Raw genomic sequence first — 25,344 nt, 5'->3', positions numbered from 1 at the left:
AAGAAGAAGAAACTAAAGAACAATAACAAGAAGAAACATAATAAAACTTAATTGAAGGTGATAATTATGAAAGAATGGGACTACAGTAAGCCTTGGTTCCATGGCTCTCCATTATGTCTAAATGAACTACTAGTCGGAAGCACAATAACTCAGGATCGAGAGTTAGCAAGAATCTTTTCACACAAACCATCTATTGTTGCTTTTGATGAGAATGGCGCAAGATTTCATAATGGTAAGTTATGTGGATACATTTACATAATTGATGAGGAAATTATAAGTGAAGATGTATATCCACATCCAGCAACTACCATGAAACCTGGTGAAGAATGGCTGATAAAAAGAGGATTAAAAGTACGAAAGATAGATGAGACGAGAATAAGAGCGGAAGAACAACTTTCAGAGGAAGAGGAGATAGAATTATTGGAAAAGCTAAATAACAGATAGCTTATAGCTTGTTCGCAGAAGAGTACTGCGTAACAATATATTCATGCATCGGGCCATCCGGCCCTCGGTCCGACAGGGAAATTTCGGGAAGACAGGAGTAGCGGGACAACTCTGCACTGGCTAAGTCCGTTGGACCAGGGCTGTTGCCCTTAAGGAGTGAGGGTAGGTGAATACAGAAACGTTATAGGAAATTAATGCAACGTCTATTCTGTAGGAGGATCTAATAATGCATTCAATTTTTAAGCCTTTAACAAAACATGTTAGTTTTACAGGTGAGTTGAAAACAGACGTTCCGTTGTTTTTAATATCGAATGAATGTCCTATGACATCAAAGCATTGTATAGAAGTTGGGTCTGAATCAAGAAGAATTGCTATGTTGTTCAATGCTAATGTATTAGCAGCGGAAACGGCAGGCCTGCTACATGATATCAGTGCAGTATTTCCAAATAACGAAAGAATAGAGGTTGCAAGAGAATTACAGATCGAGGTGCTTCCCGAAGAAGAGAGATTCCCAATGATAATTCACCAAAAGATATCGAAGGTAATGGCACAAGAAATTTTTAATATTAATGATCAAGAAATATTAAATGCAATTGGCTGCCACACTACATTAAAATCGAGCTCAACGTTACTTGATCAAGTGTTGTTTGTAGCTGATAAGATATCTTGGGATCAGAGTGGGGCTCCGCCCTATATTAATGAACTTAATAGAAATCTTGAGGAATCTTTAACACATGGGGTATTTGCTTATATCAATTTTTTATGGGAACGGAAAGATACATTGAAGGTAATTCATCCATGGTTAAGAGATGCATATGAGGAGTTGAAAGATAAAGTACGATTAGTATAGTAACTCGAAGAAGGTATTGACCTCTGCTAACACCGCATTAGCGTATCATCGCATACGCTCCTCGGTCACTCGTGATGCTTTTGGCAGAGAAGCAAATTCATGTGACACCCCCGAAAGGCTAAGTCTACGACGCGTTTCGCTGCGCTCCACTTAAGCCTTTCGGGTTAGTTAATGCTAAAACGTTAGGCGAAATTGATTGAAGCGAGTGAAAGAAGGATCAAACTATGAAGAAAAGATCAATAGTTGTGCTTTCTGGAATAATATTGATTTTAATGATTGTTTTTTATATTGGGATTGTTAAGCCACAACTTAAATATGAAGTCTTTAATGCGTATTCTGGGTATCATGCCGTATTGATATTGAATCAGAATGGCGACTATTCTCTTGAATTAATAAGTAACAGGGGACAGTTGAAAAAAGAATTTTCTGGAAAGTTATCTGATCATGAAATTACAGAGATGAAAAGATCATTATTGTCTAATATCTTTATTACATTGGAGGAAGATTTGTCAGATTATTCATTATTAGATAATTCAACGGAAGAACTTGATGTTAAACTAGGTGTCCTTACTCTTAATACTGGTGGTTACGGTGTCTCTAATCAAAGGTTCAGAAAAATTGTGAAAGATCTAGAAAGTTTGATAGCTTTTCATAGATGAAACAACTTCACCTAGCAACCGCTTCGTCGCATACGCTCCTCGGTCATTGGCGATGTTTTCGATCCATGTGACAATCCTGCAAGGCAAGTCTTCAACCCGTTGCGCTGCGCTTCACTTAAGCCTTTTGAGTTCGTTAATGCAAAAACGTTATCTGAAACTGCTGAAAAAAATATGGAAAGAGAGAGCGATAATGAATCCTATCATTTTAATGGATGTAAAGTCAGGTCATCCTGATTTGAATAAGTTACTTCAAAAACTGGATGACTATTTGTATACACTATATCCAACTGAAGAAGTATTTACTATTGATTTAGAAACTCTCAGTATAAGAGATGTTCAATTTGTAATTGCTTATTTGGATGAGCAAGCAGTTGGGTGTGGGGCTATCAAGGAAATAAATAAAGATGAAATTGAATTAAAGCGTTTTTTTGTACGAGATGATTATAGGAATCAGGGAGTTGCAGGGGAAATATTAAAAAACCTAGAAAAGAAAGCAAAAAATCAAAATTATTATTTAATGAAATTAGAAACTGGAGATCAGCAAGTAGAGGCCATTAGTTTTTATAGAAAGAATGGATATGTCGAGATTGATAGATTTGGTGAATATGTTGATTGTCCTTCAAGCATATGTATGGAAAAAAGATTATGAAGTTGATTAGGCAGGTTCGTTAATGCAAGAACGTAGACGACAACTTTCGAAAGTAACGTTTGAAGGTGATAATCATGGATGAGAACTATTTATTTCATTACTATGAAGCAGGGACAGGTCCTTTTAAGAACCTTTCCTCTTTATCGTATGAAGAAGCTCTAAGAGTGCAAGATACCTTGAAGCAAGATGGGGGAGTTTTTGCAAGTAAGCGGTCTGATAATTATTTACTCGTTAGAAGGCAATTAGAAGAATTAGCAAGAGAACTGTTTATCAGCAAGGGTGGAAAGCCAACCAAAGCTTATCCTCACTATATGACTTTTGGGGCATGTGACTGGCTGAAAGAATGGTATAGGGATGGTAAAGAACTAAGAATACCTATAGAAGAATTTGATTCAAGGACTATTAGTTTTACTTATGGAGATCTGTTTCCAACAATGAGATACAAGGATGGGAAGCCGTATAGGGAAAGGCTCTATCTGAAACATGAAATTATAGAATTAGTTAAAGAAATTGGTTGGCCTCAAATTTGGAATCGAAATGGTAACATGGGACCCGAAAGATATATTGAAGTGCAAATCTGGGATGATAAAGTAATAAACAAATACTTGTGATCAGAAATGAGGGCCGAATGACGTCGTGTAACACCGCCGTATTCACGCATCGGGGCTTACCCCCCGGTCCGCCCGAAGTGGTAAGCAGTAACCAGGAGAACTGAATGAGGCAGACACATCTGCGAACCTAAGTGGCGGAGCCACCCGTGGGCCTTAAGATTGTCGATGTCGTGAATACAAGAAGTTAGATGAAAGTGACGAAAAATAAAAATTAATTGAGGTGTAATTTCAGGATGTCGATATGTATTAACAAAAATGGAGATATATTTGTAGAGTTAATAAACATTAACGAGGATCAGGTCGATCAAGTCGATTTGGAATTTCCAATTACACATTCGTTAGTTGTTGCAAAAAGTCGGGATGGTTTTTTGCTATTGTTTAATAGCTGGAGGCAACAGTGGGAAGTGACGGGTGGGATACTTGAGCCTGGTGAAACGTTAAGGGAATGTGCTTTACGTGAAATGCTAGAAGAAACAAACCAGATTCCAGCCAGAATTGAGTTTAAAGGGTTGATGAAGTTTGTCTTAAAGAATGGAAAGACTGAATACGGTGGATTATTTAGTGCAGATATTGATACGGAAAGACCATTTATAAAGAATAATGAAGCGAATAGTATTATTTTTTGGAATGGTACAAACGACATAGGATACATTAATGAGATCGATAAAGAACTATTAAAATATTATTAATATCATTAAAGAAGTTTTGAATATTATTTATTGGCATAAATTAAAAATCACTGGGGGCGATTTCATGGCAGTACATAAAATTGAATTAGTTCAAGAAAATCTAATTGGATCATTTACTAATGAAGTAACCCCAATTATCAAAGTGAATTCGGGGGATTCTATCCGTTTTGAAACGCTGGATGCCGGTTGGGGAACAGGAACGAATAACTCTGATCGGAGGAAACCATTTACAAGAAGAGAAAAAATAGATGGGGGTCATGCGTTAATCGGACCTATTTATGTAGAAAATGCAAAGCGGGGAATGGTACTTGAGATAGAATTTAACGACATTATTATTGGTCATTATGGTTTTACGGCTGCGGGGCAGTACCCTAATTGGCAAAACCAAAAATTACACTTAACAGAATATCAGGAAATAATTCTGGACTGGAAACTTGATAGCAAATTAATGAATGGAAAGTGCGAGATAAATGGAAGAACATTTTCAGTATCTTTAAAACCGTTCATGGGCGTAATTGGAATGCCGCCAGAGTCAGGAGGGGTTCATTCGACATGGCCACCACGTTATTGTGGAGGTAACATAGATTGTAAGGAGTTAGTTAAAGGCAGTAAATTGTACTTACCAATATCGGTTGATGGTGGATATTTAGCGATTGGTGATGGCCATGCCTTGCAAGGCGATGGTGAAGTGAGCTGCCAAGCTATTGAATGCCCGATGGAAGTTGTTGATATAACAGTGAATCTAATTGAAAACATGAGTTTGTCAAACCCAAGAGCGAATACTCCAGCTGGATGGATTACGTTTGGATTCCACGAAGACTTGAACGAAGCAACAGTTCAAGCTCTTGATGGAATGCTTAATTTAATGGGAGATTTATTCGGATTGAATCGAGTAGAAGCAATTGCACTAGGAAGTTCAATAGTTGACCTAAGAATTACTCAAATTGTTAATGGCGTCAAAGGCGTTCATGCATGCTTACCGCATGGGATTCTTAAGTAACTCGAAAAGTCGCCAACATCTTATAATACTTATTCACGCTTCAGGCTTACGCCCTCGGTCCGCAGGAAGCAATTTCAATGAGTCAGTTGCCGCGCTCACCTCCCTTGGTTATTCATTTGTGCAAGAGATGTGTAGAAAAAGGAATTTCTCCTTACTGGGATTGTAGTCCCGATAATACAGGATCTATTGGAGTAGCAAAAACAATAGGGTTGTCTTCAAGTTTTGACTACAAGATATTTTGGTATAATTTAACATAGCTGAACGTTTATAAGCTAACTCGTAGAGAGCCCCAACAGCATAATACCGCTTAATGCGTCGTCGCATCGTTCCCTGGTCACTGGTGATGCTTGGCAGTGTAGGTGAATCACGTGACAACCCTGCAAGGCTAAGTCTGCCGCCCCATTCGCTGCACATACTAAGGCCTCGGTTTCGTTAATGCAAGAACATAATAATTTCAGTCGGGAGATGTTTGGTATCATATCTCAAGCAGTAATTATAAAAGACAAGAAAGTTTTGATGGTTCGTCAATATGTTCAAAGAGGAGATATTGTCTGGAATTTTCCAGGCGGGGGGATTGAAGAAAATGAAACCCCAGAAGAAGCTTGTATTAGAGAAGTCAAAGAGGAAACAGGGTTAGAAGTCACTGATCTTATATTAATTCATTTACAAGACGAGAAGTACACTTATTTAATAAAGAATATTAAGGGCAGTGTAATACTTGATACAACGAATAGGGACAATGAAGACATTTTAGAAGTAAGGTGGATATCACTTGATGATTCAGATAAATTTGATACTTATACAAAACCAATAATGGATATGTTAAGTAAAATCGAAGCAGGCCCGAACCTTACATAACATGCATTAACAACGTTAGATTAATGATTAACAAAGGTGTGATTTTCATGGAACTCAATTTTACATATATTACTCAAGAATTAATAAACCACATTAAGCTTTGGCATGAGGATGAGGAAACAAACAAGAGAATTGGAATTGATGATATTGACGAATTTTATTCATATGTGAAGAGTAGACTGGATTATTTTATCTGGGTTGTAAGCGATAACGGTGAGCTAGTCGGTGAACTCTGTGTGGAACTTACTAGTTATAGGAGAGCTGCTATCTCCTATATCATTAATCCAAGTAAGAGAAACCGGGGTTATTGTTTAAGAATGTTGAGAGAAATGATAAATTTGAAAGAACTGTCGTATATAGAATACTTCGATGCATGGGTTGATTCAGATAATTATCCTAGCATTAAGTGTTTGGAGCAATCAGGATTTACTAGACAAAATCAAGATCCGGAAGATAATAATTTACTTCATTATGTTCTTAAGATACCAAGAAACTAATTAATATTTCGTATGGAGCATGAAGATGGCCGTCACTCGTGCAATAGAGTGTACTAACTTTGTTAGAAGTTCGATGGCTGATATAGCCTACTATCTTTCAAAGGATTACTGGAATCAAGGAATAATGACGGAATCATCAGAAATTGAGGCAAGAAGCAAAAACAAGGAGGTGACGTCTTGAAGCCTTTTTTTCACTTTGATACAGAAGAAGCAAGACAAAGTTTACTCGCGAGAGCAAGGAATGTTGCGCTTTGGGCAATTCAACAGTATGAAATTGATTGGAATTGTATACGCTTCATTCAATTGTCAGATACCATTACTTACAAAATCGAAACCAATACAATGGGAAATTATTTACTTCGCATACATTCAGAAAGGGTAAATAAAGAAGAGATCATTTCTGAGATTGTGTTCCTTAATGAATTAAGGAAAATAGAAGATTTAGTAGTCCCTGAAGGAATTATTAGCCGGAATGGCTCTTATGTTTTGGAATGTGAAACGGAGGAGGGGTATCGAAATCCCTGCGTATCTATAATGAAATGGGTCGAGGGAGAGCACTGGAGAGGTGAATTCACAGATAGTCATGTATATAACATTGGCGTTATGATGGGGAAACTTCATAAAGCTTCTGCCAATATAGATGTACCACATAATTTTGTTCGACCTCGCTGGGGGATTCCTAGTTTCAGGCAAGAGGTAACCAAACTAGGGCAATATTATCCACGATTTCTATCGAGCGGATCATGGAAGCTATATGAAAAAGCGATAGATAAGATCATCCATCAGTTGGGAAGCATGCAACCTGATGCTCGAAACTACGGTCTAATTCATGCGGATTTGCATTCCGGGAACATCGTGTTTAACAACACACTCCCATACCCGATTGATTTTGGAAGATGTGGTTATGGATACTTTTTGTATGATATGGCAGCGGCATTGTTGGAGCTTTATCCAAAACACCGATGGTTATTAATGCAAGGTTATGAGAGTATTGTCAAACTTGATAAGGATTATATTCGCGATCTAGAGTGTTTTTTCATCATGTTCATGATAGAAAACTATTGTCACCACTCGTCGGATGTTAGAGAGACTCCCAGTTTAATTGAAGAACAAAAATATGCTCTGGCTTATATTACAGAATATATAAATGACGAGTCATTCTTATTTAAAGTGATTGAACCTATAGTTCCTGAAGAATTATAGTCTGTTAGCGAATTCGAGAAAGGCACTAATATGATACCAGCGCATTCACGCATCGTCGCATGCCCTCGGTCGCAAACGTGGATTTGAAGAAGCGGCTGCTGCTACAACCTCCTTCGGAGGTTCGCTAATACGGGAACGTTAGCTGAAATCCACTAAAAAGGAGGAAAGCGTTTGAGATTGGGTCAAAACTTCTTAGATAACAGAAAAAAATCGTTAAAAGAACTTCATTTTATTACTGATAAAACAAAAATTAATATAAATTCAGATAGGTATTTCACTTTTTATCATTACACTCACGAGAATAAGGTTAAAGATATAATGACCAAAGGATTGTGGGCTTATAGAGAAGTCGCATGCCCGACTCCTCCTGAAGAATTAAAGGGATGTTATCTGGTAGAGGGCTTCGTTGAACCATTGCCTAGTTGGCTAACAACAAGTGTGTATTTTAATGATTTAGGTATTGAACTTACAAATGAACATATTGGGAATATTTTACTAGAGGTATCTGTTCCAGTATCTCAATTTAATATATATATTGCTGATTACTCTCATATTCTTGATTGTAAAACGATAGAAAAAAGCAAAGGGCCAGGAATCGGATTTGGTTACGATTGTAGTAATGGCCGAGAGTGTACGCAAGCTTACGTAAATTCCTATCTTAATATCAACGAATACGTCAATCAACACCATGCACCACTTGTTCAGGTTGTTAGGCAAGGTTCTGGATTAATAATTCCAAGTAAGTTTATAAAAACAAGTACAATACAACCGAGAAAGTAACTTAAAGGAAAAAATTAAATCATCTTAATAACTTACATAGCCAACTGAAGATAATTTTATGGATTAAATAGCTTCAATAACTATAGTTATATAAGCCATATCGGCACAAAGCAGGTGAAGAAAATACTAAGTAAAACAGGTTCATATATAGCATGTGCCATCCTGTTTATCGTGATCATTACCACTATTGTTTGTTTGAATCAACTTGGAACTTTGTTTAAAGTAGGGAAATATGATAGTACGGATAATATGGTAGAAACCATAATGGCCAAATCAGCGACTCCAGGGGTTGCTATGGTAGTATCAGAGCGGGGAAAGACGGAATATAAGAATTACGGATATGCAGATGTTAACAATCAGAAGAGGGTAACTGAAGAGTCATTATTTGAGTTGGGATCGACGACAAAGGCATTTACGGCTTTGGCTGCTATTTTATTAGAAAATGAGGGCTACTTCTCTCTTTCTGATTCTATTACAGATTATATTCCATCGTTTGAGCCCACCATTAAGGGTGAGAAAGTTAATATTACGATTCATCAGTTATTAGCTCATACAAGTGGAATTCCACCATGGAGTATTCGGTTAATTCCTGAAGGTACTACGGATGATATGCTTGAAAAAACGATACATAATGTGTCAGATATAGTATTAGATACGTATCCTGGGACAGCATATAATTATGCTACCGTTAATTATGATGTTTTGGCGTTGATTATTGAAAAAGTTACAGGCAAACGTTATCAAGACTATGTAACTGAAAACATACTGATTCCTTTAGGAATGACTGATAGTTATTTTTCAACAGGTCAGGAAAAGGAATCTGATAAACTTGCCAAAGGATATCGTAGATTTTTTGGGAAAAGCTTAGAATATGATGCCCCTAGATATTATGGGAATATCGCTGCAGGATATTTGGTAACGAATTCAAAAGATTTAGAACGCTGGATCAATGCCCAAATGGGGATAGGCGACATACCAGATCATTTATTGAAAGCGATACAACAATCTCATCAAGTCGACATCAAAACGGCGGGATACGAAGCTGAAAATCAATACTATTCATTTGGGTGGAGTAATGATACGAAAAAAAGAGTTGTTAGTCATAATGGATCTAATCCTAATTACTCCTCTCAAGTTATTATTGATTTAGAAAAGCAGCAGGCCATATTTGTCCTGGCTAATTTGAATTCCTCAACACCATCTCTAATTGCTAATAACATATATGAGAATATGAATGGAAATCACATGAATAAATTTAATTATGATGACGTGTATCACTTAATCGATTTGGTATTTTCATTCTTGGTAATAACAGCAATCGTTATCTTATGTGTCCAAGCAATTAAACTCGTTAGAATAAAATTAAATATTAAAGATGAAAAGACAAGATTCAGAAAACTAATAGGAAGTAGTATCGCACTAATCTTAAGCATTATGCTTTTGGTATTAGTAATGATCTGGCCTTATCTATTGAACTATAATTATTCAATGATAGGGGTGTGGATGTCATATTCAGTATATCTGTGGATGGGTCTTACGGCTATCAATTGCATGTTATCGATCATAATTAATAGTAAAAAAATAAGAATAATTAGAAGCAGTGAATAAAAATTAGAGGTGAAAGCTATATTTCCAAGAAATCGCTGACATCCGATAACACTGCATTCCTACAACGGGTATTCGTCCTGATTCGCTACGGATTTTATTCAAGCAATCCATTCAATCAGCTAAGTCTGACGTTTCCTACAGTCACTTAAGCTGCTTGGTCATCAGGAATGCGACGCCGTTATATGATATGGGGGGATTGAGATAAAAACAAGAAATGCTAGGGTAATTAATACCGCTTTCACTCTAGCCCCTCAAGGGTTCGTTCATGCAATGTTATCTGTCATATCTCAAGATCGGAAGGAGATGTAACATTATTATGTATGAATTTGTTGAGTTGGAAGGCAAACGTGTAAAACTTATACGGATGGAGCTAGAACATAGCCGTGATCTTTATAAATGCTCTAGGGATCCAGGGATTTGGGAGCACTATCCGATACATATAAAAACTATAGAAGATATGGATCAATTTGTCCGTAAAGCATTAGTAATGCGCGAACGACGTGAACAGTTCCCGTTTGTTGTTCTAGACAAAGAAACTAATGAAATAATAGGAACGACAAGATACCTCAGAATATCAAAAGAAAATAATAATCTAAATATTGGGTCAACATGGTATTCGCCTAGCGTGTGGCGTACAAGAGTAAACACTGAAACAAAGTATTTATTAATCAAGTATGCATTTGAAAGTCTACATGTAAATCGGATTGAAATCATAACTACCACAACAAATATAAGATCTCAGAAAGCCATAGAACGATTAGGAGCGGTCAAAGAAGGTATTCTAAGAAAGAAATACAATAACTTAGATTATGTAGTGTATAGCATTATTGATATCGAATGGAAAGATATTAAAAGCAGGCTTGAAGGTTTTCTTGCTGAAGCAAGGACGTCGTGACTGAAAGCGCGCATTAGCGCATCGCCGCCTATACATCACGTAAGCCATTCGAAATCGTTAATGCAAGGTAAAATAAAATTGAATGTGTGAGGTATGTAACATTATGAACCAATATAGATTAGAGCAGGCAGAAAAAGATTTATTTGCTGTTTATCAAGTTATATATTCTAACTCTGATATTTAAATGTGGTATGACTGGGACACTCGACTGAATGATACGAAGTTTACAGATCAGTGTTTTTGGATAATGTGTAACGATGATCGAATTGGCGGAGTTGTAAAGCTTAATGATACTATAATGTATCCTTTTATAATTCCTCCATTTTCAGATCGACAACATATGTGGAGGATCGTATTAAATTGTTGCGACGATATAAGAAATATCAACGGAGTTCTACAAGATGATTTGAATATACTACTGTCATTAGGCTTTCAAGTAAATGTAATTCGACAGGTAATGTGCTGTCCTACTGGTGGAAGTAAAAAGTCAGTAACTCCAGAAGGATTGTCCATTCATCTGCTGGACGATTCTGTTGACATTTCAAAAATTAAAAATGTTATGAAGGAAGGATACCAAGGAGGTATTGATTACGAGATCTTTGGTGTGCCCAGTGATGAGAAATTAATAGAGGATCTATCGTATCTTTTGCAAGTGTATAAACATAGGAATCTTTCTATATATGTTGTAAATGAACAGAATAAAGAAATCGTTGGTCTTTGTATAGCTGGTATAAGCGAAAAAATGCCATTAGGATTCGCAGAAATTGGAGAATTATGCGTTGTTCCTCGATATAGGAACAACGGCATTGCAGAATTCATGCTTAATTATACAAGAGAAGCAGCTAACACCTATACAGAGGTTGTGAAATTATGCGTTACTGTTGGTAATTATGCCGAACTACTTTATAAGAAAGCAGGGTTTCAATCAGGTCAGCGGTTTGCGAGAATGACTAAAAGATAAGGAATTCGCCCAAAAGCAAAGCGTAATAAATTCAGACCACCCGAAGAAGGGAAACCCCATTCTTTTTTAATAGATTAAAAATAAGAGCTGCTACTAACCTTTTCATTTTGAGTTTCAAATTGGGAACCTCAATACGACCAAGTATCGATTGGGCAGCAACACGCGAACAATGAATCGAATGCTTATCCTGTTATTTTGCTTCGTCTAATCGGTGTAACGGATTTATTTATTCGGGCGAATTGGAGTCCGACGAGCTATATGTCTCCGAATTCTGACGGCCTGCCATGACTTTAGCATGGTGTTCTCATCCAACAATGATTAAAATAAAATTTCGCCTAGAGCTCATGGTCGAGTGGGAATACTATGCTGTAATTGTGTAATTCTTGATTTTTCCTCTCCGTTCTTTTATCAATTTCCAAATCTTCTTTAGCCTAATCTCCTTGGCTATACCATTTAGATTTTCATATCGCTTTTTCACCTTTCTCCCCTTTGTCGATATTTTTTTGAGAAATAGTTCCATATACAGGATGAGGCATCGGTGCCAAATTTATTTCATCTGACTCGCAACAAGTCTGTCAAAATTTTTGTATCCAGTTCGAGCGAAATAAATTATTGAGACTGGTTTGAAGGAAACAGCCATGATTGCAGCATCATTCTAACTTGAGTACAGAGCTAAAATGTTGTATTAGCAAGTGTGTTTTAAATATGACACAAGGTGACATAATGAAGTTTTATAATGACATTAGATCAAAGAAAGGAGCAATAAATCATGAGCAGACGAATCATTTTAGACCTGGCAGTTACTTTGGATGGTTTCATTGAGGGGAAAAATGGTGAGGTGGATTGGTGCATTATGGATCCCGAGCTGGAGTTCAATCAATTTTTAGATCAAGTTGATACTATCTTTTATGGAAGAAAAAGCTATGACGAATGGGGACAATTCACTCCGAAGCATGAAGATTCAGATGCGGACAAACAATTTTGGGCTTTGGTGCATAGTAAAGAGAAATATGTGTTTTCCAGGTCGCAGCAGGGGACGGGTCATAAGGCCGTATTTATAAACGATTATATCCTTGAGGAAGTAAATAAAATCAAGCAGAAGCCTGGTAAAGACATCTGGCTATATGGTGGAGCAAGTCTGATTACAACGTTTATCCAATTAGGACTTGTGGATGAATTCAGATTATCCGTTCATCCTGTTGTGTTGGGAGAAGGAAAACCGCTGTTTGCAGATATAAAAAAACGATTGAATCTCAAGTTGGCTCATACAAGAACGTTCTCCTCAGGCCTTGTACAGCTCATTTACCATTGGGACGGTGGGGGCCATGAACGTCCATGATATCGTCATTAAAGGCGCACGTGAGAATAACCTGAAAAACGTGAATGTCCGCATCCCGAAGCGGAAGATCACGATCTTTACCGGCGTCTCGGGTTCTGGCAAATCTTCGCTGGTCTTTGACACCATCAGTGTCGAAGCTCAGCGGCAGCTGAATGAGACGTTTTCCGCATTTATCCGCAACCGGTTGCCTCGGTTTAGTCAACCGGTTGCCGATCTCATCGAGAACTTATCTACGGCAGTTGTCATCGATCAGAAGAGACTCGGCGGCAACTCTCGTTCGACGGTCGGCACGATCACGGATATCTATGCGATGCTTCGGCTGCTGTTCTCCAGAATCGGCAAACCGTTCGTCGGTAATTCGCATGTTTTCTCCTTTAACGACCCGGCCGGTATGTGCCCGGAATGCTCCGGAGTCGGACAGGTGGTGCAGTTCGATGTGGAGAAGCTGCTTGACAGGTCCAAGTCGCTGAATGAAGGCGCGATCCTGTTTCCGGCTTTTAAAGTGGGGGGCTGGTTATGGAATACATATGCCCATTCCGGGCTATTTGACAACGATAAGCGGCTCGCCGATTACACGCCGGAAGAGTGGGATATCCTCCTGCACGGCAAAGAAAGCAAGATCGTATACAATACCAAAGGCGGCGCCATCGAATCAGATTACGAAGGTCTACTGCCCAAATTCACCCGCCTGTATCTGAAGCGGGACAGCAGCGAGATGTCCGAAGCCAAACGCGAATCGATTGACCGGTTCTTGTCCTACAGCGAATGCAGCATGTGCAAGGGAAGCCGACTTAATCAAGAGGCCTTGGGCTGCCGGATTAACGGTTACAACATCGCCCAATGCGCAGCTATGGAGATTGGCGAGCTTATTCGTATGATCGAAGCCATTCAGGATCCCGTTGCTGGCCCTATGATCGACGGGATTCTGACCCGGCTCAATCATCTGGTATCGATCGGGCTGGAGTATCTGAGTCTTGACCGACAAACTTCAACTTTGTCGGGCGGAGAGTCGCAGCGCATCAAGATGGTCCGTCATCTGAGCAGCAGTCTGACCGATATGATCTATATTTTCGATGAGCCGAGCGTTGGACTGCATCCGCGAGATGTCCATCGTCTGAACGGCATGCTGCGTCAGCTCCGGGATAAGGGGAATACCGTGCTTGTCGTGGAACATGACCGCGAAGTGATGGAGATCGCAGATTACATCATAGATGTTGGACCCCATGCGGGAATCCGCGGCGGTGAAATTGTCTATGAAGGCGATTTTGCAGGCTTGCTCCGTGCGGATACGTTGACAGGGCGATACTTGAAGCAAAGTCTGCCTTTGAAAACATCAACCCGGGTGCCCAAGGGTCGGATGACTGTAGCCGGCGCCAGCCTACACAATCTTAAGGATGTGACCGTCGATATACCCGTCGGTGTGCTGACCGTGGTAACGGGAGTAGCTGGCTCAGGCAAAAGTACGCTGATTAACGGAGCATTCCTTGCCTCGCATCCGGAAGCGGTTGTTATTGATCAGTCGGCCGTGGGCACATCCATCCGCTCCATTCCTGCTACCTACACGGGGATAATGGACGAGATCCGCCGGCTGTTCGCAGCCGCCAACAAGGTGAGCGCTTCCCTGTTCAGCTTCAATTCCAAGGGGGCGTGTGCCAACTGTCATGGTCTTGGTATGATCTACACGGATTTGGCTTTTCTTGAGCCAATAAGGACGACTTGTGAAGTATGTGCGGGCAGGCGGTTCAGCGATGAAGTGTTAGCGTACAAACTGAACGGAAAATCTATCAGTGACGTCCTCGCCATGACGGTACGGGAGGCTTCGGAGTTCTTCAGCAAGAAGGAACTGCTTCGTCAATTGCAGACGCTGGAGGATGTGGGACTCGGATACGTAACGCTTGGCCAGCCTCTGAGCACATTATCGGGCGGGGAATGCCAACGCATCAAACTGGCTGAGGAACTACACAAGGAGGGCAGCCTCTATGTCATGGACGAGCCGACAACTGGACTGCATATGTCCGATATCTCTCGTCTGATGGACATTATAAACCGCTTGGTCGACGGGGGCAACACGGTGGTGGTCATCGAACACAATCTGGATGTGATCAGGAGCGCAGATTGGATCATTGATGTAGGTCCAGAGGGCGGGCACCGGGGAGGCCAGATTGTATTCGAAGGCACGCCTGCCCAGCTTGCTACTGCCGAGCATTCGATAACGGGGACGTATCTGCGCAAGGCAGAGGCCAGCCAGAAAGCATTTTCCTGAGGGTACAACGAATTGTCCGTGATTCTGCGTAAAATGACCGATGGAGTGCCGTCATTTTTTGTTCATTTGAAGATAGCTGGAGAATATGATTTGTAATTTAATTACTGTCATCGAACGTATAACCGGCTAACGTTAACACCTCGCGGGCTTTCTCAAGCTGAGCGTCTTTGACCAGCAAATAGTCAGTGTTATAAGTAGAGACTGCAAAAACAGGGATCTTGTGCTCCGCCAAAGGCTTAGTCAGGGCATATAGAATCCCTGTTAGTCCGAAATCCAACACACCTGCCACCTGAATGCAGCGCCAGCCATGCTCGGATTCGCCCTTTTCCAGGTTATGGGTTGCTGACGTTGGACACACAATAGATAGTTCGTCCCGGGTACGAGTCACAGAAAACCATTCTTGCGAACTGAGGACTTCGGGTATGGGTTGATGCGGCTCTAACTTGATAACAGAGAGGTTGAGGGAAAGAATATGTAGTTTCATCTAATATCATTACTCCTTACTGTTAATTTCTACATTTCGCTAAGCATCTCACCTTTGAAGCTCCAATGCAAGTTCAGCTGAGGTTCTACAAATGCAATATGACAACTACTTTACATTTTATGGTATTATAATGAGATACAGACTCAGTAAGGAGGGATCATTCTGAGAGCGGATCGGCTGCTGACCATTTTGTTATTGCTGCAGAACCAGGGAAGAATGACATCGCGGGAGCTAGCGGACAAACTGGAGGTGTCGGAGCGCACCATCTTTCGCGATATGGAGGCGTTAAGCGCAGCGGGCATCCCCGTCTACGCCGAGCGCGGTTCCGGAGGCGGATGGTCGTTATCGGAAGGGTACCGAACTAATTTGACGGGGATGAAAACAGAGGAGATCTTATCCCTGCTGCTCACCAATCCGTCCAATTTGCTGGATGATCTGGGCGTTAAAGAGCATTTTGATGCCGCATTTCAAAAATTGTTGGCTGCCTCCCCAACGGCAATCAAAAAGAATGCCGAAATGGTGCGTCAGCGGATGCTTGTTGATGGGGCTGGTTGGCATCAGTCGAAGGAATCGTTCGATCATTTGTTGATTGTTCAGGAAGCGGTCTGGGAAGAGCGGCAGCTGAACATACAGTACCGCAGGGAAGAAGAGATCGTGGAGAGGATCGTCAATCCGCTCGGTATTGTCGCTAAACGAAACGTCTGGTATTTGATCGCAGAATCAAGCGGAGACATGCGTACCTATCGCATCTCTCGCCTGACGGGCGCCCGTATGTTGGAAGAAACGTTCCAGCGACCCGAAGACTTCGATCTGGAACAGTATTGGGAACAATCGACACAGCAATTCAAAAAGAATCTGCCCCGGTACCCTGCACGGCTGAGGGTTCATCAGAAGTTGCACTCACGCATTGACCAAGAGCGGTATGCCAAGATACTGCGCACCGAGGAAGCTGGTGATGGCAGTGAGTGGTCAGAGCTGGACATCGAGTTTCAGACTCTCAACTCTGCTTGTGAAATCCTACTCAGCTACGGCTCTCTTGTGGAAGTGCTGGCGCCGGATGAATTACGGGCGAAAGTGGTGTCCGAAGTGAAAGCAACCTTGGCGAACTATACGGCGAAATCGTGACGATCGGTAGTCGAACGGATGACACAAAACGTTTTTACGATGGCATACCACAGGTTCGTCAAGTGTAGTAACAATACAAGGGAAAAGATGCTCGTGAATCAGTTTTCAGATACGCCTTAAGGAAGAGGATGACAAGTTCAGTCCAGTTTTAACCAAAATACAAGAACGTTATTTGAAATACGGAGAAGTTTGTGAAAAAATTGAAGGAGGATCAAGAAAGATGATAGCAATTCAATATAAGATCACATTACCAAGTAATTATGATATGGGGATCATCAGAGATAGAGTACAAAGTAATGGTTACAAAACAGATGGTTTTGAGGATTTAAAGTCAAAACTATATCTTATAACGGAAATAGGAAACAATAACTGTATACAAAATAGTTATTGCCCGCTCTATCTGTGGAAGAGTAATAACGGTTTAAATAAATTCTTGTTTAACGGTTATTATGACAACATACTAAAATCGTTTGGATGGCAACATGTCAATGTAGGGATTCCTTTGATCGACACAACTACTGATAAAATTAAAGAAAGCAAATACGTATGTGAAATTTCAAAAACAATACAACCACAAGAAAGTTTAAATAACTTAACAAATAAAATTCTAAACGAAATTCCAATGCTAGATCATACAGAGTACGCAATAATATATAACCCAGATAAATGGCAATATAGTGTGTTTTATTTTGATAAAGACGTTAATAAATTTGCAGAAATAAATGGAGTAACGTATACCGTGCTTCATGTCTCAACATAAAATCTCACCGCTTAAGAATTAAATTGTGTTTATAACAAAACTTCTTTCACCAACAATAAATTTTAGGAGGAACCATAATGGAAGATTTTTTAGGTGGAATTGATGATCCTAACCACAGAGAAAAAATGGAGGAAATGTTTACTTGGATTAGACAAAAGTACCCCCAACTAGACGAAGTGATAAAGTGGAAACAGCCGATGTTTACGGATCACGGTACTTTTATTATTGGATTTAGTGCTTCTAAAAAGCATTTAGCAGTATCACCTGAAAGTTATACAATAACTCATTTAGAGGATGATATTGTGAAGGCCGGATTTGACTATACTAAAGAGTTAGTTCGTTTCCCATGGAAGAGCCCGATTGATTACGCACTACTTGAGAAAATGATCGATTTCAATATTGTGTCAAAGGCTGATTGTTCCACTTTTTGGAGAGAATAGAAGTACGTAAAGATACGCCTGTTCGTGACGATGAAGAAATGTACATAAGAGTCATGCACAAATACTTAATTACACTAGCTGTTGACGGCAGCCGATCCTATGATCGGCTGCCGTTATTCGTTGGGATAGCATGTACGATAATTGAGTCACAGATTTTTCGAAAGAGGAGATTTGATTATTATAGAGGACAAAAAAGCTACGTCTGGAAATAAAGTTCATCTGCTTTAGGTAGATAGCCAAAAGTCATTTATATTAAAAAAAACTTGATGAAATTGTGGAGCCATCTGACATATTGACAAGACACCTTTTGGTGTCGTATAGTTAACTAGACACCAAAAGGTGTCTAGTTGTATGGTCGTCTCAGCAAGCGCTATATCATGTATTTGAAACAACTTTTGTAAAAATATGATTATTGGAGGGGGTGTCGTGAGCGACAACAACAACTTGCGGGATGTGTTTGACGCAATTGCAGATCCGACGAGGCGTAAACTGATTCGATTGCTGTCAGAGGCGGATGAACTTCCACTTCATCAATTGACGTCACAATTTTCGATTGGCCGTACTGCGATTTCAAAACATTTGACTATATTGAAAGAGGCTGGTTTGGTAGTTGATCGTAAAGTCGGCAGAGAAACTAGATTCCGACTGAATGCCTCTCCGCTTAAAGAAATTCAAGACTGGGTAGTATTTTACAGCAAGTTCTGGAGAGCGAATATGTTTCGCTTGAGCCAATTATTAGAGGAGGAAGAAAAATGAGTCTATCATTATCAATGGATTTCCAATTCAATACAACGATTGAAAAAGCTTGGGCCGCATTAACTGATTCAAAAAAGTTAGCAAAATGGATTACAGAGAATGATTTTCAGCCCATCGTAGGGCATCGTTTTCAGTTTCGCCATGAACCGTCTGAATATTGGGATGGAATTGTTGACGGCGAAGTGCTATCTGTAGAACCGCCAAATAAATTGTCTTATTCGTGGGCAACTGGAGACGAGAGGCACACAGTGACTTGGACTATTGAAGATTTAGGTGAAGGTAAGGTAAACCTACATCTCGATCAAACAGGTTTCTCTAATGTACATGGTCTCGAAGGCGCCAAATATGGCTGGGGTGAATGGTTCGGAAAGTTCGAAATTGCCCTAGACTAAATATGGAAAAATACAAACCGGCTGCAAGCTAAATGCAGCCGGTTTGTATTTGCTTAACCATAGTTATTCTAGATGTGCAGTTTAACTCCATTAATTACTGAATGATATGTAAATCATCCATGTGGGGTAATCGATAAAAGGTAAAATTTAATATGACGAATTGGAACGGTTTGAAACGATTTTTCTGCTGGCAGGTCTGAAATACCACGAAACAGCGGTTAGAATGAGAAATATCAAGGGAAGCAATATGCTGTCAAAGGGTTGTCCCAATATTATGTGGGATATGAGCGCCCCTGCCAAAGTAAAGAAAAAACCTGCATAGGCCCATTCTTTAAGGAGCGGAAATTTTGGAATAAGAATGGTCATTACGCCCAAGATTTTAGAAACTTGATAAAAACGAAGTGTAAGGTGAAAGGTATTTGGACATGCATTCGAGAATAACAGAATAAAGCCGATCTTGAAAATAGAGTTATTGTAGAACTGAACTTCAGAGGCTACGATAATTCTCTTCAGGAGTTCGTTTATGCAAAAATGTTATATGAAAGATCGATCATTGATTTAGTAGGGGGGTGCTACTTATTGAAGTCACTTTTTCAATATAATTGGCAAATCAGAGATGAATGGTTTCAATGTCTTAAATTAGTACCAATCACTGAATTGTTAAAAGACCGTAATGCTGGAGTTGGATCGATTTTTAGAACATTGTTCCATATCATTGATGTCGAATACAGTTGGATAAGAGCATTACAGAATAAAGAGGATTTAATTTTTGATATTAACGATTATAAAGATATTAATTCTTTAAATGTATTATCTGACGAGCTAAGAATAGAGGTAAAGGAGTATATTGATAATTGGTCTAGTAATTTAGAATTTGAAGTTGTAACACCGTCCTGGATGGATAGAACTTATTATAAAGGTGAGATATTAAGACATATTATAGTTCATGAAATTCATCATACTGGTCAACTGTCAATATGGTCAAAAGAAATTGGTATACCTGTAGTATCAAGTAATTTTATAGGAAGAGATTTAATTTGAAGGGATTTGGATTTTATTGTATATCATCGTCGCATGCGCTCCTTCTTCACTGGTGATGCTTTTTAGCAGAGAAGTAGAAAAGAGAAAGATTAATTAAGTGCATCCAAAAATGGAAACACGTGTTAAAATAGAATAAATAAAAATTGATCCCCCAGCATGTTCGAAAAGTAAGGTTGCTATCTCATTTAGTAAAAACCTATGAAGAACATGTTTTTTTGTTTCTAATCCTTAATAAGTTCATGAGGTTGTAGTGAAGCCGAATTCCACATTGATGATCATAATAATGGGGAGTGTATGCAATGGAGAATAAAGAGACATTTAATTTTATCGCTAATGAATACGAAAGATTTAGACCTACATATCCTGATGAAATGTTTGATGATATTTTCTATTATTCAAATGCTGAAAAGAAAGATAGCATTCTTGAGATTGGTTGTGGAACTGGACAAGCGACGGGTGGCTTAGTTAGCAAAGATTATCGAAACATTACTTGTATTGAGTTAGGTGATAAATTAGCTCACTTCACAGCTGAAAAATTTAAATCCTATGCTTCTATTAAAGTGATCAATTCATCTTTTGAAGATTGGAACGGCGAAGGAAGCCCGTTCAAATTAGCTGTCTCAGGTACCGCATTTCACTTTATTAATCCGAAATTTGGTTACCGGAGGGTGTGGGAACTTCTAGAGGATTCAGGTTCTATCGGTTTTTTCTGGACGATACACGTTCCAAAATATGATGAGATACATAATGAAATAAGAACACATTATAAAGAACTTGCTCCACAATTAGATGACTCAAAACTTCAAACACCTGAAGAAGCAATAAATGAAAGAAGAACCTTAACTGAGAATTCAGGTTTATTTTCAAACATAATAGTTAAGGAATATAATCAAGTTCTCTCGTATACAAGTGGTGATTATATTTCACTGCTCAATACGAATTCAAAGCATAGACAACTTTCAGAGTCAGTCAGATACTCATTATTAAATAGAATCAAGAATTCAATTGATAGATCTGGTGGATATATTTATAAAGATCATAGAGTTGCTCTATTTTTAGGAAAGAAATTAACGTAATCTGATTCGGAGTCGATTACATGTGATAACATAGTGTTCACGCTGCGGGGCCCGAGATTATTAAGCTGGAGAGCGAATAACCTCGCGAGGCTAAGTTTTCGACCTGTTCTGCTTGCGCACACTTAATCCTTTCGGGTTCGTTCATGCAAGGACGTTATAGGAAATCAGCGCCAAACATCAATATTCTAGGAGGTTACCATGATAGAGATAGACTATTATAATTACTTTTGCAAGATAACAACGTTAGATTGGGAGCGATTCAGGATGAAGATTGGGAGAGTTGTTACTTAGGCGGGTTTGATACTCCCGCACGTCTCCAACAGAAGAATCATGAGAAGCCGATTCACGTGACAACCTGCTAGAGGCAGGTTCGTTAATCCGAAAAAGTTATATGAAAGACATGTAGATTTAAAATAGAAGGGATGTTATCAATTGAAACGAGTGGATGTTACTTATTCTTTAATAACTAATAACTCAAAATCTAAAGTTCTCATGGTACACAATATAGATCATGATAGTTGGTCCCTACCAGGAGGAGCCGTTGAACCCAATGAAACGTTAGAGCAAGCAGTTATAAGAGAAGCAAAGGAAGAAACGGGGTTAGATATAAAAATATTTGGATTAGTAGCACTAAATGAATGCAAGTTTGAAAAGATAAATGAACATGCTATATTTTTTACTTTTAGGGCTGAAATCGTCGGAGGTCGCGAAGAGATTGTTAGACCTGATGAAATCTCAAATATTTCTTGGATAGATATTAATAAGGCTGAGGAATTGATGCCGTATTATAAAGATGGACTTAGAAAATTAATTGAAGGAATTGAAATAACATATACAAATCAAGGAAACCAGTAATCTTTGTGAGGATTTCTATGAAGACATATCAAAATCAAAAAGTGAAAGGAGTTACCATGCAAATACGCTCAGTTGCTTTAGCAATTCTAAGAAGAAATAGAGATGAAATACTTGTACAGAAAATAACATTTCCTGGTCACTCAACAATCTATTATCGCCCTATAGGCGGGACTGTCGAACTGGGGGAAAATAGTAAAACAACACTTATAAGAGAATTAAAAGAAGAATTGAATCAAGAAATTGAAGAACCTAGTTTAGTAGCTGTAATTGAAAACATTTTTGGATTAGAAGAGATAGGTCATGAAATTGATTTTATTTATGAAGCTGAATTTAAGGATAAGAGGGTATATCATTGCGGAGAGATTGAAGGAATAGAGGGAAATGAACAGTATAAGGCAATTTGGAAATCAATACACGAATTTATTGAACCAGAAGAAGATATTAAGTTAGTACCTGATGGCTTAATAGAGTTCTTAGCTGACCAAGGAAGTTTAAATCAACAATTAATAACACACATAAAAACAAGATAATTAAGAAGCATAGATTTGAAAGTAATATTTGATAGAATAAAACCAAACCTCAAAAGAATCCTCAAACATATAAAACACATTAATTACTTTTCTTATTACCCACAAGTGACGTATCAGTTGAGTAAATGAAACCACAGAAGAATGTTGCATAAGAGAAACAAAAGAAGAAACAGGATATCAAGTAGAAGTTGTTAAACAGCTTTATGTGAAACGAAAAACAACAAGCAACGGAATTGAAGTTGAAACTTTTTATTATGAAGTAAGGCTAATTGGTGGAAAAGTCAGAGTAGATGATCCTGATGATGATATACACAGTGTGGCATGGTTTTCGATTGATGAGCTTGCCCAAATTACATACGCATATGAGGATTTAACATTATATTTTACAAACAATAATATTACTAGAACAACACAGTCGTTAGATTCAGATGAATTAATTGAAGTAATTTTGATGCTTTTGGCATAGAAGTTGCATCAGTGGCCACTTCCTGCGGAAGTTCGTGAATACCTGAATGTTATCCGAAATTTTCGAAATTATTCTAAACATAAGGAATAGTATTTGTACAATAAACCCATGCAAAGGAAGATAAGAAATATGGATAAAGGGAGAATTATATTTTTGAATGGCGTAACAAGTTCAGGTAAAACTTCAATAGTAGAAGCTATGCAATCTTACTCTGAACCATTTTTTTATGTAGTTGCCAATGATCTTTTTGAAAATACGATAGGTGATAAACATCTGCAGACAGATTACTGGAAATATTTAAGTGAAGTAATAATTATAATGTATCAAACAGCTAAATTATTTTCGGATAGTGGAAAGCATGTATTAATTGACGGGATACTTGTTGAAAGGCCTGAGTTAAAGCCACATTATGATAAAGTGAAAGATATTTTTAAGGGGTACCCTTTGGAAATAGTCGAGGTATACTGTCCTCTAGATCTTTGTCGTAAGCGAAATATTGAACGTGGTGACAGAAGAGAAGGACAATCGGATGAGCAAAATAAAATAATGTCTCAAAACATTCGCTATAGCTGCTCAGTCGACACGAGTTTGAATACACCAGAAGAATGTGCAGAAATTATAACTACATCCCTATTCAAAAAGAATGATAAACAATCGTAAATGAATATTATTGACAGCGATACAGCAGGGCATCGGATAACAACGTGTTCCATGCTTTACGACTATCGCCAATAAGTCTGCAGAAGCATTTCGAGGAAGAGTAGAGTATTCAGGCAGACAACCCTGCAAGGCTAAATCTTCTACCAGTCGCGATGCGCTTCACTTAAGCTTTTCGGGTTCGTTAATGCAAAACATTATAAGAAATTGCTGCAAAAAAAATAATGAAAGGAAGTATGTTATGGAGATTCAAGAAATCAATCACAATTTGAAGGAAACTAGAGATAAATTACTAGCAATCCTTAAAAGAGTCGATCAAATTCAGTTATATATGAAGAAAGATGTAGACACTTGGAGTATTGGTCAGATATGTCAACACCTGATAAAGACAGAAGAATTATTTGTTTTAGCAATTAGAAAAGGATTAAGCAAAGAAGATTCATTTATAGAGAAAAAGTCATTAGAATTTCTTCTTGATAGAAGTGAAAAGATTGCAGCTCCAGACATCGCAAAACCAACTGATGAAGTCATAGAATATAATGAAATAATCGAAAAACTAAAAAAATCAAGAGCTAAATTAAATGAAATATTAAGTTCAATAGAAGACCCAACAATACTGAATAAAAAACAATATATACACCCAGTCTTTAAAGAAATGTTATTAATTGATTGGGTTAAAACACTGTACTTACATGAACAAAGACATATTAAACAAATTAATGAAATAATAAAAGGATTAAAGTAAGTTTGCAAATTCGAAGAAGGCGGATACATCCTGTAACACAGCCGTTTATAAGAAATCCTCGCAAAGACATTAAAACATAAAATTAGAGGTGAAAGAATGAAGAGCTATGCAATTGAAGTGTTATTTAATCAAGAGTTCGATGAATACGTTCGCGATCTATGGAGGCAATGCGATATTAATAATGTGTCTTCATTTATGAACCAGGTAAAAGGGACTGAACCACATATAGCACTTGCAGTATATGAAAGTATTGATTTGGAGAAGGTGAAAACTCGCTTTAATGAATTTATTAATCAGGATCTATTTAGTTTCGAATTAGTATTCGATGCAGTAGGAATTTTTCAGACTTCAAACGTGACCTTCTTACAACCTAATGTAAAAATGGAATTTACTGACTTGATGATGCAAGTACATGAGTATTTCCAAGATTTTAAGAACCAAACTAACTTGTATTACTCACCGGAACGATGGTTTCCACATGTTACAGTAGCAAAGAATAATACATCGGATGAATTAAAGGGAACAATTGAATTTATAATAGAACGATTTAATCCGCAGAAGGCAAAAGTTAAAAGATTGGTTTTAGTAGAAATTGAATATATAGATGGGAATGTAATTTGTAGGAATATTGGTAGCAAGGAATTAGAAGAAAGATTGTAGTGTAAGTAGGGGCGTTGAAGATGGCGGATACATCCTATAACATTAACGCAT

The 25,344-nt window shown here is 38.4% G+C and carries 31 protein-coding genes and 1 pseudogene; 30 read left to right on the top strand and 2 right to left on the bottom strand.

Annotated elements, in window-relative coordinates:
* Window positions 1-66 precede the first annotated feature (66 nt).
* From ACFP56_RS10860 to ACFP56_RS10780, 17 genes are all read left to right on the top strand, one after another.
* Entirely contained in the window at window positions 67-444 is a 378-nt protein-coding gene (locus ACFP56_RS10860; RefSeq protein WP_379234251.1) for a hypothetical protein, read from the top strand.
* A 226-nt stretch (window positions 445-670) separates the two neighbouring features.
* Window positions 671-1,294, top strand: coding sequence for a bis(5'-nucleosyl)-tetraphosphatase (symmetrical) YqeK (gene yqeK / locus ACFP56_RS10855; RefSeq protein ID WP_379234248.1), 624 nt, complete (start codon window positions 671-673; stop codon window positions 1,292-1,294).
* A 224-nt stretch (window positions 1,295-1,518) separates the two neighbouring features.
* On the top strand, window positions 1,519-1,953 hold the full coding sequence (locus ACFP56_RS10850) for a hypothetical protein (protein WP_379234246.1): 435 nt from the start codon (window positions 1,519-1,521) through the stop codon (window positions 1,951-1,953).
* A gap of 190 nt (window positions 1,954-2,143) precedes the next feature.
* Complete coding sequence (locus ACFP56_RS10845; protein WP_379234244.1) at window positions 2,144-2,602, top strand: GNAT family N-acetyltransferase; 459 nt, start codon at window positions 2,144-2,146, stop codon at window positions 2,600-2,602.
* A gap of 74 nt (window positions 2,603-2,676) precedes the next feature.
* The gene (locus tag ACFP56_RS10840) at window positions 2,677-3,213 is read left to right on the top strand and encodes a hypothetical protein (RefSeq protein WP_379234242.1); all 537 of its coding nucleotides are present in this window, start codon (window positions 2,677-2,679) and stop codon (window positions 3,211-3,213) included.
* A gap of 233 nt (window positions 3,214-3,446) precedes the next feature.
* On the top strand, window positions 3,447-3,902 hold the full coding sequence (locus tag ACFP56_RS10835) for an NUDIX domain-containing protein (RefSeq protein WP_379234240.1): 456 nt from the start codon (window positions 3,447-3,449) through the stop codon (window positions 3,900-3,902).
* Between the two features lie 64 nt (window positions 3,903-3,966).
* Entirely contained in the window at window positions 3,967-4,902 is a 936-nt protein-coding gene (locus ACFP56_RS10830) for an acetamidase/formamidase family protein (RefSeq protein WP_379234238.1), read from the top strand.
* 77 nt (window positions 4,903-4,979) lie between these two features.
* Window positions 4,980-5,159 carry a GNAT family N-acetyltransferase gene (locus tag ACFP56_RS10825; protein ID WP_379234236.1) on the top strand — a complete coding sequence of 60 codons (180 nt, stop codon included), beginning with the start codon at window positions 4,980-4,982 and terminating at the stop codon, window positions 5,157-5,159.
* A 178-nt stretch (window positions 5,160-5,337) separates the two neighbouring features.
* Window positions 5,338-5,760, top strand: coding sequence for an NUDIX hydrolase (locus tag ACFP56_RS10820; protein WP_379234234.1), 423 nt, complete (start codon window positions 5,338-5,340; stop codon window positions 5,758-5,760).
* Window positions 5,761-5,807: 47 nt separating this feature from the next.
* Window positions 5,808-6,257: a GNAT family N-acetyltransferase gene (locus ACFP56_RS10815; protein ID WP_379234232.1), complete on the top strand. Its 450-nt coding sequence runs from the start codon at window positions 5,808-5,810 to the stop codon at window positions 6,255-6,257.
* Window positions 6,258-6,434: 177 nt separating this feature from the next.
* On the top strand, window positions 6,435-7,460 hold the full coding sequence (locus tag ACFP56_RS10810; protein ID WP_379234230.1) for a phosphotransferase enzyme family protein: 1,026 nt from the start codon (window positions 6,435-6,437) through the stop codon (window positions 7,458-7,460).
* 171 nt (window positions 7,461-7,631) lie between these two features.
* Window positions 7,632-8,240, top strand: a complete 609-nt coding sequence (locus ACFP56_RS10805) for a hypothetical protein (protein WP_379234228.1) — start codon at window positions 7,632-7,634, stop codon at window positions 8,238-8,240.
* A 114-nt stretch (window positions 8,241-8,354) separates the two neighbouring features.
* On the top strand, window positions 8,355-9,848 hold the full coding sequence (locus ACFP56_RS10800) for a serine hydrolase domain-containing protein (protein ID WP_379234226.1): 1,494 nt from the start codon (window positions 8,355-8,357) through the stop codon (window positions 9,846-9,848).
* Between the two features lie 316 nt (window positions 9,849-10,164).
* Window positions 10,165-10,743 (top strand): GNAT family N-acetyltransferase, encoded by a 579-nt coding sequence (locus ACFP56_RS10795; protein WP_379234224.1) that lies wholly within the window; start codon window positions 10,165-10,167, stop codon window positions 10,741-10,743.
* Between the two features lie 406 nt (window positions 10,744-11,149).
* Entirely contained in the window at window positions 11,150-11,704 is a 555-nt protein-coding gene (locus tag ACFP56_RS10790) for a GNAT family N-acetyltransferase (RefSeq protein ID WP_379234222.1), read from the top strand.
* Window positions 11,705-12,473: 769 nt separating this feature from the next.
* Window positions 12,474-13,043, top strand: coding sequence for a dihydrofolate reductase family protein (locus ACFP56_RS10785; RefSeq protein ID WP_379234220.1), 570 nt, complete (start codon window positions 12,474-12,476; stop codon window positions 13,041-13,043).
* Complete coding sequence (locus ACFP56_RS10780) at window positions 13,030-15,306, top strand: ATP-binding cassette domain-containing protein (protein WP_379234218.1); 2,277 nt, start codon at window positions 13,030-13,032, stop codon at window positions 15,304-15,306. The genes ACFP56_RS10785 and ACFP56_RS10780 overlap by 14 nt, the downstream gene beginning before the upstream one ends.
* Before the next feature lie 97 nt (window positions 15,307-15,403).
* On the opposite strand, the gene ACFP56_RS10775 is transcribed toward ACFP56_RS10780, so the two are convergent.
* The gene (locus ACFP56_RS10775) at window positions 15,404-15,790 is read right to left on the bottom strand and encodes an ACT domain-containing protein (RefSeq protein WP_379234217.1); all 387 of its coding nucleotides are present in this window, start codon (window positions 15,788-15,790) and stop codon (window positions 15,404-15,406) included.
* Between the two features lie 162 nt (window positions 15,791-15,952).
* Between ACFP56_RS10775 and ACFP56_RS10770 the strand changes: the two genes are divergently transcribed.
* The 5 genes from ACFP56_RS10770 (at window position 15,953) to ACFP56_RS10750 (ending at window position 19,263) form a co-directional block, all read left to right on the top strand.
* Entirely contained in the window at window positions 15,953-16,915 is a 963-nt protein-coding gene (locus tag ACFP56_RS10770) for a helix-turn-helix transcriptional regulator (protein WP_379234667.1), read from the top strand.
* A 220-nt stretch (window positions 16,916-17,135) separates the two neighbouring features.
* Window positions 17,136-17,675 carry a DUF4865 family protein gene (locus tag ACFP56_RS10765; RefSeq protein WP_379234215.1) on the top strand — a complete coding sequence of 180 codons (540 nt, stop codon included), beginning with the start codon at window positions 17,136-17,138 and terminating at the stop codon, window positions 17,673-17,675.
* Between the two features lie 77 nt (window positions 17,676-17,752).
* Window positions 17,753-18,115, top strand: a complete 363-nt coding sequence (locus tag ACFP56_RS10760; RefSeq protein ID WP_379234213.1) for an iron chaperone — start codon at window positions 17,753-17,755, stop codon at window positions 18,113-18,115.
* A 426-nt stretch (window positions 18,116-18,541) separates the two neighbouring features.
* On the top strand, window positions 18,542-18,871 hold the full coding sequence (locus ACFP56_RS10755) for an ArsR/SmtB family transcription factor (RefSeq protein WP_379234211.1): 330 nt from the start codon (window positions 18,542-18,544) through the stop codon (window positions 18,869-18,871).
* Window positions 18,868-19,263, top strand: a complete 396-nt coding sequence (locus ACFP56_RS10750; RefSeq protein ID WP_379234209.1) for an SRPBCC family protein — start codon at window positions 18,868-18,870, stop codon at window positions 19,261-19,263. Before ACFP56_RS10755 ends, ACFP56_RS10750 begins: the two co-directional genes overlap by 4 nt.
* A 147-nt stretch (window positions 19,264-19,410) precedes the next feature.
* Here ACFP56_RS10750 and ACFP56_RS10745 read toward each other — a convergent pair whose 3' ends face one another.
* Entirely contained in the window at window positions 19,411-19,638 is a 228-nt protein-coding gene (locus tag ACFP56_RS10745; RefSeq protein ID WP_379234207.1) for a DoxX family protein, read from the bottom strand.
* Window positions 19,639-19,842: 204 nt separating this feature from the next.
* On the opposite strand from ACFP56_RS10745, the gene ACFP56_RS10740 reads away from it, so the two are divergent.
* The 8 genes and pseudogenes from ACFP56_RS10740 (at window position 19,843) to ACFP56_RS10705 (ending at window position 25,293) form a co-directional block, all read left to right on the top strand.
* The gene (locus tag ACFP56_RS10740; protein WP_379234205.1) at window positions 19,843-20,304 is read left to right on the top strand and encodes a DinB family protein; all 462 of its coding nucleotides are present in this window, start codon (window positions 19,843-19,845) and stop codon (window positions 20,302-20,304) included.
* Between the two features lie 299 nt (window positions 20,305-20,603).
* Window positions 20,604-21,380: a class I SAM-dependent methyltransferase gene (locus ACFP56_RS10735; protein WP_379234203.1), complete on the top strand. Its 777-nt coding sequence runs from the start codon at window positions 20,604-20,606 to the stop codon at window positions 21,378-21,380.
* A gap of 432 nt (window positions 21,381-21,812) precedes the next feature.
* On the top strand, window positions 21,813-22,235 hold the full coding sequence (locus ACFP56_RS10730) for an NUDIX hydrolase (RefSeq protein WP_379234201.1): 423 nt from the start codon (window positions 21,813-21,815) through the stop codon (window positions 22,233-22,235).
* Between the two features lie 17 nt (window positions 22,236-22,252).
* Window positions 22,253-22,765 (top strand): NUDIX hydrolase, encoded by a 513-nt coding sequence (locus tag ACFP56_RS10725; RefSeq protein WP_379234199.1) that lies wholly within the window; start codon window positions 22,253-22,255, stop codon window positions 22,763-22,765.
* 136 nt (window positions 22,766-22,901) lie between these two features.
* A pseudogene (locus tag ACFP56_RS10720) lies at window positions 22,902-23,231 on the top strand (NUDIX hydrolase); the annotation flags it as partial.
* A 129-nt stretch (window positions 23,232-23,360) separates the two neighbouring features.
* Window positions 23,361-23,891 carry a phosphotransferase-like protein gene (locus ACFP56_RS10715; RefSeq protein WP_379234197.1) on the top strand — a complete coding sequence of 177 codons (531 nt, stop codon included), beginning with the start codon at window positions 23,361-23,363 and terminating at the stop codon, window positions 23,889-23,891.
* 238 nt (window positions 23,892-24,129) lie between these two features.
* On the top strand, window positions 24,130-24,633 hold the full coding sequence (locus ACFP56_RS10710) for a DinB family protein (protein WP_379234195.1): 504 nt from the start codon (window positions 24,130-24,132) through the stop codon (window positions 24,631-24,633).
* Between the two features lie 96 nt (window positions 24,634-24,729).
* On the top strand, window positions 24,730-25,293 hold the full coding sequence (locus tag ACFP56_RS10705; protein WP_379234193.1) for a 2'-5' RNA ligase family protein: 564 nt from the start codon (window positions 24,730-24,732) through the stop codon (window positions 25,291-25,293).
* Window positions 25,294-25,344 lie beyond the last annotated feature (51 nt).

This window comes from Paenibacillus septentrionalis (genome assembly GCF_042659865.1).
Lineage (GTDB): Bacteria > Bacillota > Bacilli > Paenibacillales > Paenibacillaceae > Pristimantibacillus > Pristimantibacillus septentrionalis.
Note: the sequence above shows the minus strand (reverse complement) of the source record. Positions and strands in the feature narration are given on the sequence as shown.